This window comes from Pseudomonas sp. HLS-6, from assembly GCF_002753995.1.
In the GTDB taxonomy this organism is placed as follows: domain Bacteria; phylum Pseudomonadota; class Gammaproteobacteria; order Pseudomonadales; family Pseudomonadaceae; genus Aquipseudomonas; species Aquipseudomonas defluvii.
Genome location: NZ_CP024478.1, coordinates 2,305,661 through 2,319,386, shown reverse-complemented (window position 1 = coordinate 2,319,386; position 13,726 = coordinate 2,305,661). Strand labels below are relative to the sequence as shown.

Here is a 13,726-nt window from a genome sequence, read left to right as displayed (position 1 = left end):
AGCCTATCCCATGGAAACCGAAATCCTTTCGGACACAGAACTGGCTGAACTGACCGGATACAAGGCCAGGGGCTGGCAGCGCCGCTGGCTAAATGAGCGTCACTGGCACTTTGTCGAGAGCCGCGGCGGCCGCCCCCTGGTGGGCCGCCAGTACGCCCGCATGAAGCTAGGCGTCACGGTAGGCGTGCTGCCTGTTACACCTCCACCCTTGCCGACCACGGCATGGACACCTGACTTTTCCCGAGTGAAATGAAATGCGCCCCAGAAGTACCGAGAATCGCGACCTGCCGCCGGGAGTTTACCGGCGCAAGCGCACCAGGAAGAACGGCAAGGTATGGGTCGGGTACTACTACCGCGACCCGGTTGGCAAGGAGATTCCCCTCGGTACCGATCTGGCCCAGGCCAAACTCAAATGGGCCGAGTTGGAGGCGAAAGCCGTGCCGGCCGAGCTCACAACCATGAAGGGGATCTTCGACCAGTACGAGCGGCACATCCTGCCCAAGAAGGCGCCCCGGACCCAGAAGGACAACATCTACGAACTGAAGCAGCTGCGCACGGTGTTCGACTCGGCGCCGATCGATGCCATCACGCCGGCCATGATCGCGCAGTACCGAGATAGTCGATCTGCGAAGACCCGAGCCAACCGCGAGATTGCGCTGCTGTCGCACGTATTCAACACGGCCCGGGAATGGGGCCTGACGACGCAGCAGAATCCATGCTTGGGGGTAAGGAAGAACAAAGAGAAGCCGCGCGATTACTATGCCAACGAGGCGGTATGGCGAGCGGTGTATGAGGAGGCCCCGGCGGAGCTGAAGGATGCGATGGACCTGGCATACCTGACTGGCCAGAGGCCGGCGGATGTACTGTCCATGCGGAAGGACGATGTAGAAGGGGTCTACCTGCTGGTCAGCCAAGGCAAGACGGGCAAGCGACTGAGGATCATCCTGGAAGTGGATGGGGTGAACAACAGCCTTGGTACGCTGCTGGAGCGAATTAAGCTCAGGAACCGAGACCACCTGTCACCGTTTTTCATCCTGAGCGCCAGCGGCAAGCGGCTGTCCTGGGAGATGCTGCGCAACCGGTGGCAGGAGGCGCGGGAGTCGGCCCGATTGAGGGCCATCAGTGAGAAGCAGCCCGAGCTGGCCAACCGGATCGCGCAGTTCCAGTTTCGCGATATCCGGCCCAAGGCGGCCTCGGAGATCACAGACTTGGGCGATGCCAGCTTGCTTCTTGGGCACTCGAAGGAAGGCATTACCGAGCGCGTTTACCGCCGGGTCGGCGCCATCGCCAAGCCTTCGAAGTAGGAAAGTTTCGGAACTCCACCCTCAAAGTTTCGGAACTCTTGGCTTTCCGCACCACAACGAAAAAGCCCCGCAGACGTTAATCTGCGGGGCTTTCAAATATGGAGGCCGAGGTCGGAATCGAACCGGCGTAGACGGATTTGCAATCCGATCTGCAAACCTAATAAATTCAATAGGTTATGGATAAATTGATTCCGCATCAGTGGAGGTTCAGCACCTCTGCAAGCCGCTGAATACGCGGACACGGAAATTCGTTGCGGAACAGATTTTCACCCTCTCTGATCTCGTCACTGCTGCTGTCAAAGACGCTTGGCTGGGCTGGCGAAGCGTAGGCATGTTCGTCTGGAGTGCCGACCAAGGCTATTAGATCCCTTCAGCATGGCACCCGAGCGCTTCGACGCGTAACGATTCAAGCTCAGCTATTTGCGCGCGGGCCGCCAAAGGCCAAAAAACGCGGCTAGTCTCAATCGTACACATGGCCCGCTTTAGCCTAGTACGGCTTGGTATTTGCCCTAAATTTACCCTAAAAGCTCCCTCTCAAAGGATTCAGGACATCACACATGGACGAGAAAGCGACTATTACCGCCGATACATTGGAACTGCTGATGATGAACCAAACCGCCATCAGATCGGCGCTGGAAGAAGTATCGCTCTGGGTCAGTCAGCGTGGCTCGACTCACATCCACGACAATGTAATGGTAGCCCTCACAACACTAGATATACATAGCGAAGCGATCTGGGTTGGGATACAGCGCTTGCGATCTTAAACCTGCCGGTGCTTCTCGGCATGCGGCAGCACTCTCAAGTCTTACTGAGCGGCCCGTGCCAGCATTTGGCAGCGGAATGATCAGAGCCGCGATAGATTGGGCTTTGCTTTCCTGAATACCTTGAAAACAAAAGCCCCTGTACTGCTCCATAAACGGCTGTCCCATTTTTGTACCAGGCCAACTCGGGCGCCAACAACTTCGAGGCCGGCTGCGATTTCTCCGCGCGGAACTCAACACAGCGTGATAAGCACCACAGTTTCCCTGGTCCACGCGCAGCCGCCGCGCCTCCTGAGTGCACCACAGCAAAGCAAAGCAAAGCAAAGCAAAGCAAAGCAAAGCAAAGCAAAGCAAAGCAAAAATTCTTGACTTTTGTATGAAAACGCGTCTAATCGCTTACTCAAGCGATTTTTGGAAAATTTTGTTCAAAAACGCCACCAAGACTGGAAGCAAGCTAACGTGATCATCGACTTTACAGTAGGCAATTTTCGCTCCATACGCGATGAGCAAACACTCAGCATGAATGTTGAGAATCCAAAGAGCCACTTACTTAGCAACATATGCTCCACTAACAACGATAAAGTAAATATATTGCGAACAGCTGGAATCTTTGGCGCCAACGCGTCGGGAAAATCCAACATACTTCTCGGACTTGTCGCATTAGACTTTCTAATTTCCTCAACTGACGACCTGAAGGAAGGAGCTGCAATACCATGCTACGAGCCCTACTGCTTGTCTAAGGAAAATGCAAATGCCCCAATCAGCTTTGAAGTTGAATTTCTAAACGCCGACGGCCTCAGATACAATTACGCGATCTCTTTCACCAAATATAAAATTATTTCGGAAAGTCTAGATTTCTATCCAACCCGGCAGAAAGCAAATATTTTCAGGCGCGATCCCGAAGACACTTGGGAAACAATTAGCTTTGGAAGCCACTATAAGGGCGGCCAAAAACGAATTCCTTTCTTTCCAAATAATAGCTATCTTGGCAAAGCAGGCAATAACGCGGCCGGAGCAGAAATTGTAAGATCTGTCTACCAGTACTTTGAAAGACTTCTGCACATAAAGCCAAACTCCCCGTTATTCACTGGAAGTTTTTTAGATAATGACGACTCTTTAAATACAATCAGCGATTTCCTAGCAGGGATTGATACCGGCATCATTGGCATCGAGCGCAAAGAAAACGCACATCTAGAAGAAATCAAGGCAAGCATACCACAGTATATCCCAAAGGAAATTAGAGAGGAGATAATCAATAGAAGCAAATATCAATTTAACTTCTCTCACTTATCAGACGAAGGAAAAGTGATAAAAATCCCACTAACCGAAGAGTCGTACGGCACTCAACGCCTCTTTAGTTTCCTACCGCTACTTATCTCCTCATTTTTATTGGGATCGGTTCTTATTGTCGATGAGCTTGACAGTAGCTTCCATCCTCACTTGGCCGAACTTATAATTCGACTCTTCAACGACCCAACCGTCAATACAAACAACGCTCAGTTGATTTTCACCACTCATGACATAAAACTTATGTCCCCCCAACTCATGCGTAGAGACCAAATCTGGTTCACCGAAAAAAGTGAAGGCGCCACCTCATTTTATTCCCTCGATGAATTTGACAAGAGCACGGTGAAATCTAATAGCCCTTATAGTGACTGGTATGACGAAGGTAGATTCGGCGCGTTACCCCACATAAAATACGAAAAAATTAAAGAACTTTTCGCTGCCAATCTTTAAATTCATCGAGGTCGTCATGCCTAGACCTAGGGCTAAAGCAATTAGGAAGCTCCCCCGAAAAATGCATATTTATTGTGAGGGAGCGAAAACAGAACCTAACTATATCACAGGGTACATAGGCACCCTTGAAGACCGGGCTTTGCGAAACGTAATATGCATTGAGAAGACAAGAAAAAACACACCTGTCGAACTGGTAGATGTTGCTATTAGCCAAAAGCGCAACAACTCAACACCTAAGGGTGATGTATTCTGGGTGGTCTATGACCGAGAATCCATAACAAAGTATGACGACAAACTACATGACCAGGCATACAAAAGAGCAAAAGACAACGACATCAATATCGCTCTAACCAATGTATGCTTTGAACAATGGATATTATTACACTTTATTGACAGCTCCACTGCCTACAGCTGCTTTGATGATTTAATCACAAATAGTAATTTAAAGCGCCTCATCAAGGACACTATTGGACAAGATTACCACAAGGCAAGCCTAGACATTTTTAATCATTTAAAACCCAACATAGCACAAGCACGACAACGCGCAATAAGAATCAATGAAAGGGCATTAGCTAGTGCTCAGACGGGGCGCACCAAACCGCACCATCTGAACCCCTATACTGATATGCCGACCTTATTGGATGCTATCGATGAATTCACATGACAATTACCCACTTGGGCAACGTGACATTTTTATTGAACTTGCGCGTTAATTGTATTCACGACTGAAAAGAATTTTCACACCCCGATTATGCTCAGGCATTGACGAAAAAGCCCGGAAGTCCCACTAAATAAGTGGCTTCCGGGCTTTTCTTTATAAGTCTTGAGAACGTCTAATCAGCTTTAAATGGCATAGATTGGCGTACAGATTGCCCGATTTTTGCCCCACCAAACGCAACAGCACCGCATCAAAATAGGTCACCCAAAGCTGCAGGCACCCAGTTCATGATTACCTGCTCGTCGGTGACATCGGCCTTTCCTTGCCACTGGTTCGTGTTGCTGTAACGAATTTCCAAAGCTTCAAAATGGAAGCCATCGAACGCCCACCGGATAGCCGCACCTGCCAGGAATGGCAAATCGGAGCGGAACGGAACGGACCTTGAACTCAGTCACCGCGGCCGGAGCAAGTTGATCCACACTGTCGGATTCGCACACTAGATCGTCACGCACAACGAAACCGCGATCAGAGGAACGCGCAACCACTACATCGCCTTTGTACAACACCATCTCGCAACCGTAGTGAGTGAAGCTGTCAGCTTCGATGCGGATAACGCTCCGCTTTGGCATGACCGAGTGGTAGAGGCTGAACCTCTTATGATCTACAGCTGACGGCACTTGAATTTGATGTTTTTTCTGATTGCTCTTGCCGAGAGGCTCAGATAGATTTGCTAGCAAATAGCCACCACAAGGACGACGTATGCAAATTTTCTCGACAGACTTTCCGCTTGCGAATGGAACAACTCCCATTCAGATTCTGGAAGAGTGTTTATATTGGATTAGCGAATCGCCTCACACGAATTTTACGCAATCCCAATTACTGGAAAATATTAAAGTAGCTGAGTTTAAAAAAACCGCACCAAGAGAAACCATAGAATTCGAGTATGCTGATGACGAAAAAATGCAAATTCACTCCTTCGTCTACACCAAGAAAGATCAAAGTCACGCCTGGGTGACTACTGTAAGTTTTCTTACGCTACCTCAAACCGGCGAGGCATGGGTAAACGTCAAAGCTTACTGCAACTCATTTATCGCAACCACCAAAACCCCTGAAATAAAGAAACCACTAATCATCATCCGATTGATTGATCGTTATGGCGGCGGGATTGACGGCGACCTCAAAGTAAATCATGAGCACGTTGAACTCAAAGACACCTTAATAGACCTACAGTACGCCGCTGACCTGATTAATGGAGAAACTGGAAATAGACTTCCCATCGTTCTCATAACAAAGTATCACTCGGGATTTTGTGCCGCCATACCAGATCGATTAGCACGAAGCCTTTCAGGGCTCGCCCATGTAGTAGTTGAGCCAAACAGAGCTTTTTCTAACAAGCTACGCACATATGTTAACTCCCAAAATGTATATGGAGGCGCAATAGGAATTTATTGGCCTTCTGATGGCGGCGTATCAATACACAGAAAGAGCAGCGACAAAAGCACGAAAGCTTTTGAAGTTGAAATATTTACCGAACTCAGATCCATGATCTCGCAACGCATGCCATTGAGAGAGTGTTCGATAGAGGCGCTTAGAGAAACAAAAAATCGGAAGCTTATTCAAAAACTAAAAAGCGAAGAATCGTTGGATGTTAGCGCATACATCGAAGCTTTTGATGCAGAGATCAAAGCAAAAGAAGAACAAATAGAAACATTAAAGCGAGAAGTTCATCGACTGGAAGGAGTTTCCAAAGCGTTACGATCCAAAAACCCAGTACAAGGCGGACTACAAATAAATATCGGCGATGAAGAAGACTTTTTTGACGACGAGATTCTGTGGATTATCTTAGACGCTTTACGCGATCAATGTGAGCGCGTACCAGAGGATAGTAGACGCCTCCACATACTCCAAAGCATAGCAAATCAACCAGCGCCAAAAAAAATCTCGACAGAAATATCTCATACTATTAGAGAAACATTAAGGGGCTACCGCGAAATGTCATCTCGAACACGCACAACACTAGAAAAACTAGGCTTTGAAATCAGCGACGAAGGGAAGCACCTAAAGCTAACATACCAGGAAGATTCACGATATACATTCACACTACCAAAAAGCGGTAGCGATGGAAGAGGCGGACTTAATGCAGCTTCAGACATGATAAAACTATTTTTTTAACTCCTAAAACTCCAGCGTAGGCCGGGGCTTACGCTGGGATAAACTGGAGCAGTATGAAGTGATACCAAAACGCACCACAGCGGCACATTATAACACCAAAAACAAGCGCACACTCAAAACCCAGCCTTTAACGCAGCAAGCAATGAAGAATATCAACTTATAAACCCAGCAACTTTACCAGACCAGCATTTTGAATATTATCCACAACTGGCGCCCAAAGAAAATTGATCAGCACAGAAACCGCTAGCACTTTCGACGCACAAGCAAACTTACAAAATACAAAGCCATCACATATCAACCACTCCAAGATTATTAACGCACGACAAATAAAAACGCCTCACACATGAATTAATTACAACTAACCTTCCAAAGTTCATCCAGCCGTGTTGTATAACTCCGACTCATCATCTCTCGACGCATCCCCCAGCCAGGATCCACCGGCACGCTAGCGGATCGAAGCGTTCCCCTACCCCATCGTTCATTGATCTGGTCAAGCACCGCCATCACCCGACTGGCTTCAGTGGGCTGAGCCGCAGCGAACAGGTCGTCTGTATATTGGCCACGCTGACTGAGGTTCATCAGCAGGACTTCAGCTTTGCTGTAATTGAAGCCAGGACGGAACACGCGCTCAAGCGAATCAACCGCAGCCTTCGTCAGTAACCGTACATCGTCAGTCGGGTACGGCAACTCGACGAGCACCCCATTGGCGTACTTGGCCTCATCAGGGCTGAACATGCCAGTGCGAATGCTCACCCTGATCTTCTTGCATACAGAGCCTTGCGCCCGCAGCTTTTCCGAGGCGCGCATCATGTAGGTGGCCACCGCCTCTTTGATTGGCGCCAATGCCTGCAGGCGCTTGCCGAACATTCGGCTGCAGCAGATCTCCTGCTTTGGCGGATCGGGCTCATCGAGCTCCAGGCAAGGAGTACCGGCCAGCTCGCGAGCGGTCATCTCGACTACCACGCTGAATTTTTTGCGCAGCATCCACGGGTCAGCCTTGGCCAGGTCCATTGCTGTCTTGATGCCCATGCCTTCAAAGTGGGCGCTCAAGCGACGGCCTACACCCCACACTTCGGATACAGCCGTGTTACGTAGCACCCAGTCGCGTTTGAACGCGTCGCAAATGTTGACCACACCACCGGTCTGCGCCTGCAGGCGCTTGGCCGTATGGTTCGCCAGCTTGGCCAGGGTCTTGGTGCCAGCAATACCGACGCCGACAGGAATACCAGTGCAACGAAGCACCTGGCTGCGGATCCGCCGCCCCAATTCGTCCAGACCAATCATGCCGGTCAGATCGGCGAACGCTTCGTCGATACTGTAGACCTCGACCGCCGGGACCATAGATTCGATCAGGGTCATGACCCGCTCGCTCATATCGCCGTACAGGGCGTAGTTCGAGGAGAACGCCACGATGCCATGCTGCTTGAGCTTGTGTTTGATCTGGAAGTACGGCTCCCCCATCTTCACGAAGGGCTTCGCGTCGTAGCTGCGTGCAATGACACAGCCGTCGTTATTGCTCAGCACGACAATCGGCACCTTGGCCAGGTCCGGTCGAAACACCCTCTCGCACGATGCGTAGAACGAGTTGCAATCAATCAATGCAAACACAGGCGCTTTAGACATGGCTGCGTACACTGCCGGTGATCACGCCCCAGATCGACAGCTCGTCCCCTTCTAGAACGTAGCGCGGCGGGTATTTAGGATTTTCGGACAGCAGGATCACGTCCTTGCCTCGGATGCACAGCCGCTTGCACACCGGGTCGTTGTTCAGCAACGCAACAACAATATTCCCGTGCGCAGGCTCAAGCGAGCGGTCGACCACCGCAAGGTCTCCATCAAAGATCCCAGCGCCCTGCATGCTCTCACCTGTGATGGATACCAGGTACACATGAGGTGCCCGGATGTTGAGCACTTCATCTAGGGAGATGTGCGCCTCGATGTGATCAGCCGCTGGCGAAGGGAACCCAGCTGGCACTTGGAACAGGCACAGGGGCAGCTTCAGACCGCCCTCGGCGATTGGGCCTATGATGGAATAGCTCATGACGCACGACTCCAAAAAATACTGTACAAATATACAGTTAACGTTTTACGAGCCTTGCGGTCAATTTTTATGTGGGAGATTTCTGATAGGCGGGAGTCAAAATGTGCGGAAGGTTGAGCCAGTACCACGGTATCCACGACTTCGTGGACGCCCTGAGCATGCCCTACCCTCTAGTGAACAGCATTGGGGACCAGCCGCTGGAACGCTACAACGTCGTGCCAACGACGCGGGTAGCCCTGCTGCGACTGGAAGAAGAGAAGATGCACGCGGATCTCGTGCGCTGGGGATGGCGGCCGCACTGGGCCAAAGATCGAGCAGCACCAATCAATGCCCGAGTGGAGAAGGTTGCGCACAGCCCGTTCTTTCGGGCGATCTGGCCGCACAGGGCCATCGCTCCAATAGACAACTGGTTTGAGTGGGTCGATGAAGGTGGGCCGAAAAAGCAGCCGTACCTGATCAGGCGCCGCGATGGGCGCCCAGCACTATGCGCCGCAATCGGCCAGTTCAGTACGGACCTAGGCCTGGCCAACTCTGAACCCAATAATCACGACGGTTTCGTGATCATCACCGCCGACGCGGCTGGCGGGATGGTCGATGTACACGACAGGCGCCCGGTTGTGTTAGCCCCCGAACTGGCCCGTGAGTGGCTGAATCCAGCAACACCCAAGGAGCAGGCCGAACAGATGGCCCTGAACTTCGGCGAATCCCCTGACGTGTTCGAGTGGTACCGCGTGGATCCAGCCATAGGCAATGTGCGCAATCAAGGGCCGAGCGTGGTGCTCCCTATGTCGTGAAACGCTCGCCAGGCGTCGAGCAGCCAGAACACCAGGTCATAAGTCGAGAGCATCAAAACAGCCCTCCCAGCTCAGCCGGCGCCCAGTTCATGATCACCAGCTCACCGGTTATCTCGGCCTTACCCTGCCGCTGGTTCGCGGTGGTATAGCGGATATCCAAAGTCTCGAAATGGAAGCCCTCGAAAACACGCCGGATGTCAGGGTGGTCGTTGATGCTCACCATCACCTTGCCCTTGCAGCGCCGCATGAACTCGGCCATGCGCTCGTAGTGTTCAAAGGGAAAGTCGAGGCCATATCCAGCAGTCTGCCAGTACGGTGGGTCCATGTAATGGAACGTGTGTGCCCGGTCGTAGCGCTCGGCGCATTCCAACCAGGGCAGGTTCTCGACGTAGGTACCGGCGAGGCGCTGCCAGGCGGCGGAGAGGTTTTCCTCGATGCGCAGCAGGTTGATGGCAGGGCCGGTGGTCGCGGTACCGAAAGTTTGCCCTGTCACCTTGCCGCCGAAAGCGTGCTGCTGCAGGTAAAAGAACCGGGCGGCACGCTGGATGTCCGTCAGCGTCTCTGGCCGGGTCATCTTCTGCCACTCGAAAATTTGGCGCGAGCTGAGGGCCCATTTGAACTGGCGGACGAATTCCTCCAGATGGTTCTGCACCACCCGGTAGAGGGTGACCAGATCACCGTTGAGATCGTTGAGTACCTCCACCGGCGCGGGCTGCGGGCGCATGAAGAACAGCGCAGCACCACCGGCAAAGACCTCGACGTAGCATTCATGAGGGGGAAAGAGAGGGATCAAGCGGTCGGCCAGGCGGCGTTTGCCACCCATCCAGGGAATGATTGGAGTCGTCATTTGAGAGCAAGTCTTTACTGTATGGATAAACAGGTGTTAGGCTCGCGGCGCTTTGTGCACGGAGCAGGAGCCTGGGCTGGACTTGCAGGAAGGGTCTGCGGGTTCGGCGGGCTGAGCGGATGTTGACGCATCCACTCGGCTCGCTCCTTTCATTTCAATGTACGAGCTCGCGCACGTAGGCCTGACAGGCCTGTAGGGCGATTAATCCGTCGTCACCGTCGCCTGTAATGGCGAGAATTCGTTGAGCATGCGCTGGGTCAAGTTCGGCTCGCGTGCCTCCATGAACCACGCCGCTGGAACCGGAGGCTTCTCGCACCCCACTGCTACCACCCGTGGCGGGGGCGGCGAGTAAGACTGACAGCCGCAAATCAGCAGTAGCAAGGCGGTCACGCAAGCGAGCCTGAAGTTGTTGCGCATCGAGCAGTTCCTTGTAGTGAGTTTCGTCATTCGCCTGCAGGCGGTCTTCAAGCGCTCGGCGCTTTGTCTGTTCGTCCCGCTGCCAGTCGAGCACGGCCAAAGAGGCTTCGTTGCGCTCTCGTTGGAAGTCTTCGTCCTGCTTGGCCAGCTGCTTGTCGTAGCTATTGGCCTGCCACTTCCATGCAGCTAAACCACCCAGCGCAAGCCCCAGCAACAGGGCCAGCAGAACGATGGGCAGCACAACACACAGGCCCAGCGACTTCATGGCAGCACCTTTAGCGCAGTGGCGTACAAGGCTTCGCGTTCAGCCAGGCCATTGGTACCGCCATTGATGCGTTTGGTGATCAGCAGAAAATCGCCCTTGTCAGCCAAGGTGTTCAGGCCTGCTCGATGCCAGAACCAGCCAGCCGACAAAGCCGCGTAAACCGGGTGCTCCAGCAGCTCCGGCGTATTGAGCAAACGACTATCGCCAAACAACGCCTCGCTGCAGGCTTCATAGTTGTCATGCCCTGTGATCTGAATCAGCCCCCTGCCCCGGTACTTTTGACCGTCACCGTCAGGCGCAGGTGTGTTTCCCAAGGCCTTGGCCAGCTTGCCGGTGTCGTACTTGGCCAGGTAGCTGTCGCCACCGAGTTCGCGCACATAGCGCAGTTGCCCGGATTCATGACCGATCTGGGCCACGAAGGCCGCGATCCGTAGCCGGGTGACGATGCCGTACTTGCCCATGGCGGCGTTGAGAGCAGGAACAAAAACGCCGGCTTTTGCACCGGCGTTGGGGAGGATCTGCAGCAGCTGCTGCGCAGTGATAGGCATACGGTGTTCTCCAATGATGGCCGCGCTGCGGCCGATAGGGGTTAGAGCTGCACAACCTTGAGCGGCTTGGTCGCTTTCTTTTTCTTCCTGCCCTTCGCCTTGGCCTTGCCCTGTTTGCCGCCGTTGCATTCGACGGTGGTGGACCAACCGGACTGGGTAAACACCTGCTCGACCGAATCGACCAGGTACTCACCATCAAGCCCGGCTTTAAACTCCTGGGCGCTGATCATCCGTTCAGCGAACAGATCGACACGCCCCGCCATCTCCAGGCGCACACCTGCCGTGCTGCGGTTGAACGCGGCCAGGCGCGCCTTGGCGGCCTGCTCGGCGGCGGACTTGTTCGGGTAGATATGCCGATCGGTATGCACGGGCGGCAAGCCGGCGGGCGATTCATCATTGCCCAGGTCGACCACCTGCAGCTTTCCGCTTTTCTTGTCCTGATGCTTGGTCTGCACGGCCTTGTGCGTGGTCTTGTCGCTGAAGCGGAATTGCCAACGGCTGACGTCGCTGCGCTTGATCACGACGACACCCAGCGTCTTGCCGCTCGCACTCTGGCCGCCCTGTCGCGGCATCACCATCAACTTGCCGTCAGCGACCTTGGCCGTGCAGTCGTATTGCCTAGCCAGTCGGGTGATAAAGTTAAAGTCCGACTCATTGAGCTGGTCGACGCGGGGGACTTTGGTTTGCACTGAACACACCGGCTGCCAGCCATTGCGCGCTGCAATGTCCCGCACGATCTGCTGCAGCGGTACGCCTTCCCAGCTACCGCTGCGCGTGGTCTTGCCGCTGCCGCGCATGTCACCGGCCTTGCCGCGTATGACGATGCTGTCAGGCGGGCCTGAAACCTCGACCTCATCGACGGTGTACCGCCCCAGGCGCGCAAGCGACTGACCGGCATAGCCCATGTAAACCTCAATGTTCGCGCCGCGCTTGGGAAGCGCTACAGCACCATCGCGGTCATCGATACGCAGCTCAAACTCGTCCGACTCCATACCGGGCTTGTCCGAGGTGCGCAGCAGCAACAGCCGGTCGTTGATCAGCGAGGTAATGTCCTTGCTGTCAGCGACGATGCGGAAAACAGGTTGCATTGTTCAGGCTCCAGAAATGAAGAACCCCGCACTGGGCGGGGCTCCGTGACGCGTAACGCCGTGGCTAATCCCACAGCTGAATGACTTCCTCGGTCACCGCCTGCAGCTCAGGCAGGCGGATCAGCACCCCAGCCCGAAACGGTTGGGGCTCATCCGCCAGACCTTGGTTGGCATCGAGCACCGCCTCGACAGAGCCGTTGAGGTGCCCGTAATAGTTCTGGCACAGGGTGTCGAGCAGATCCCCGTCAGACGTTCTGCATATCGTCGCCATAGGCTACAAACTCCAGAGAGAACCCTTGTTTACGCGGGATGCCACCCGCGAGCAGTGCGCTCTGGTCTTCGGCGACACTGAGCAGGCACCAGTTACCCAGCACCTCGCCGTAACCCGTGGTCAGGGTCAGTGGCTGCAGTTGTCGACCAATGCTGCGCAGCGTGTCCAGTTGCCTGATCCCGCCCTTGAACAGCGGGTAGATCGCGCCCTTGAGGCTCAGCTTGTCCTCGCCCTGCCCCACCGCCTGCTGGGCGATACTGCGCGTCAGGCGCTCCTGACCCGCCCAGCGGAACGCGGTCTGCCGGCGCAGCTCATCAAAGGCCGCCGTGTCCAGGTTGAAGTAGTACGGCTGCGCCTCGGGCTTGAGCGGCTGAATGATCAGCAGGTGCGGGAACGGCTTCACCGCCTCGGCGGCTGGTGTCATCTCGGTGGCAAAGCTGCCGGTCGGCAGGATGTTGGCCAGGGACGGACTGACCTTGCCAGCGATGCGGTTGATCGCAGCGCCCGCTCGGGCCGCCTGCTCCTTCATTGCCCCCATACGCTCCTGAATTTGCGACATGGCAGTGGTAGCCCGCGAGTAGGTGGCCACCACCTGACCGACCTTGGCTTGCGCGGCGTTGATACCGCGCATGGTCCGCTGCAGCTTCTCACCCAGAGCTGGCCCCACGAACGGCACGTTCTCCAGCTCCGAGGCCGCGCCGGTCATGTCGCTGATGGCACCGTTCATGGGGCCCAGCATGTCGTCCATATTGCGACGCCCTGCTTCACCCGCTGCCACCAGGGACTTCAGCGCCGACTGCATCTGCTCGGCATAGGCCATAAC

The 13,726-nt window shown here is 54.1% G+C and carries 15 protein-coding genes; 7 read left to right on the top strand and 8 right to left on the bottom strand.

What is annotated here, in order from left to right:
- Positions 1-10: 10 nt before the first annotated feature.
- From CS390_RS10925 to CS390_RS10895, 6 genes are all read left to right on the top strand, one after another.
- Positions 11-253 carry a DUF4224 domain-containing protein gene (locus CS390_RS10925; RefSeq protein ID WP_099774367.1) on the top strand — a complete coding sequence of 81 codons (243 nt, stop codon included), beginning with the start codon at positions 11-13 and terminating at the stop codon, positions 251-253.
- 1 nt (position 254) lies between these two features.
- Positions 255-1,304, top strand: coding sequence for a tyrosine-type recombinase/integrase (locus CS390_RS10920; protein WP_099774366.1), 1,050 nt, complete (start codon positions 255-257; stop codon positions 1,302-1,304).
- Between the two features lie 557 nt (positions 1,305-1,861).
- Positions 1,862-2,068 (top strand): hypothetical protein, encoded by a 207-nt coding sequence (locus CS390_RS10915; protein ID WP_099774365.1) that lies wholly within the window; start codon positions 1,862-1,864, stop codon positions 2,066-2,068.
- 456 nt (positions 2,069-2,524) lie between these two features.
- Positions 2,525-3,802 (top strand): ATP/GTP-binding protein, encoded by a 1,278-nt coding sequence (locus CS390_RS10910; RefSeq protein WP_099774364.1) that lies wholly within the window; start codon positions 2,525-2,527, stop codon positions 3,800-3,802.
- 16 nt (positions 3,803-3,818) lie between these two features.
- Complete coding sequence (locus CS390_RS10905; RefSeq protein WP_099774363.1) at positions 3,819-4,466, top strand: RloB family protein; 648 nt, start codon at positions 3,819-3,821, stop codon at positions 4,464-4,466.
- 753 nt (positions 4,467-5,219) lie between these two features.
- A complete protein-coding gene (locus CS390_RS10895) occupies positions 5,220-6,632 on the top strand; it encodes a hypothetical protein (protein WP_099774362.1) in 1,413 nt (470 codons plus the stop codon).
- Positions 6,633-6,980: 348 nt separating this feature from the next.
- On the opposite strand, the gene umuC is transcribed toward CS390_RS10895, so the two are convergent.
- Together umuC and CS390_RS10885 are read right to left on the bottom strand one after the other, a co-directional pair.
- Complete coding sequence (gene umuC, locus CS390_RS10890; protein ID WP_099774361.1) at positions 6,981-8,255, bottom strand: translesion error-prone DNA polymerase V subunit UmuC; 1,275 nt, start codon at positions 8,253-8,255, stop codon at positions 6,981-6,983.
- Positions 8,248-8,673: a LexA family transcriptional regulator gene (locus CS390_RS10885; protein WP_099774360.1), complete on the bottom strand. Its 426-nt coding sequence runs from the start codon at positions 8,671-8,673 to the stop codon at positions 8,248-8,250. The genes umuC and CS390_RS10885 overlap by 8 nt, the downstream gene beginning before the upstream one ends.
- Before the next feature lie 101 nt (positions 8,674-8,774).
- Between CS390_RS10885 and CS390_RS10880 the strand changes: the two genes are divergently transcribed.
- Entirely contained in the window at positions 8,775-9,467 is a 693-nt protein-coding gene (locus tag CS390_RS10880) for an SOS response-associated peptidase family protein (protein ID WP_099774359.1), read from the top strand.
- A gap of 52 nt (positions 9,468-9,519) precedes the next feature.
- On the opposite strand, the gene CS390_RS10875 is transcribed toward CS390_RS10880, so the two are convergent.
- The 6 genes from CS390_RS10875 to CS390_RS10850 form a co-directional block, all read right to left on the bottom strand.
- Positions 9,520-10,314: a DNA adenine methylase gene (locus CS390_RS10875; RefSeq protein WP_099774358.1), complete on the bottom strand. Its 795-nt coding sequence runs from the start codon at positions 10,312-10,314 to the stop codon at positions 9,520-9,522.
- A 154-nt stretch (positions 10,315-10,468) separates the two neighbouring features.
- Complete coding sequence (locus tag CS390_RS10870; protein ID WP_099774357.1) at positions 10,469-10,996, bottom strand: lysis system i-spanin subunit Rz; 528 nt, start codon at positions 10,994-10,996, stop codon at positions 10,469-10,471.
- Positions 10,993-11,544: a glycoside hydrolase family 19 protein gene (locus CS390_RS10865; protein WP_099774356.1), complete on the bottom strand. Its 552-nt coding sequence runs from the start codon at positions 11,542-11,544 to the stop codon at positions 10,993-10,995. Before CS390_RS10865 ends, CS390_RS10870 begins: the two co-directional genes overlap by 4 nt.
- Positions 11,545-11,585: 41 nt before the next feature.
- The gene (locus tag CS390_RS10860; protein ID WP_099774355.1) at positions 11,586-12,632 is read right to left on the bottom strand and encodes a phage late control D family protein; all 1,047 of its coding nucleotides are present in this window, start codon (positions 12,630-12,632) and stop codon (positions 11,586-11,588) included.
- Positions 12,633-12,696: 64 nt separating this feature from the next.
- Complete coding sequence (locus CS390_RS10855; protein ID WP_099774354.1) at positions 12,697-12,903, bottom strand: tail protein X; 207 nt, start codon at positions 12,901-12,903, stop codon at positions 12,697-12,699.
- Positions 12,878-13,723 carry a phage tail protein gene (locus CS390_RS10850; RefSeq protein WP_177442400.1) on the bottom strand — a complete coding sequence of 282 codons (846 nt, stop codon included), beginning with the start codon at positions 13,721-13,723 and terminating at the stop codon, positions 12,878-12,880. Before CS390_RS10850 ends, CS390_RS10855 begins: the two co-directional genes overlap by 26 nt.
- Positions 13,724-13,726 lie beyond the last annotated feature (3 nt).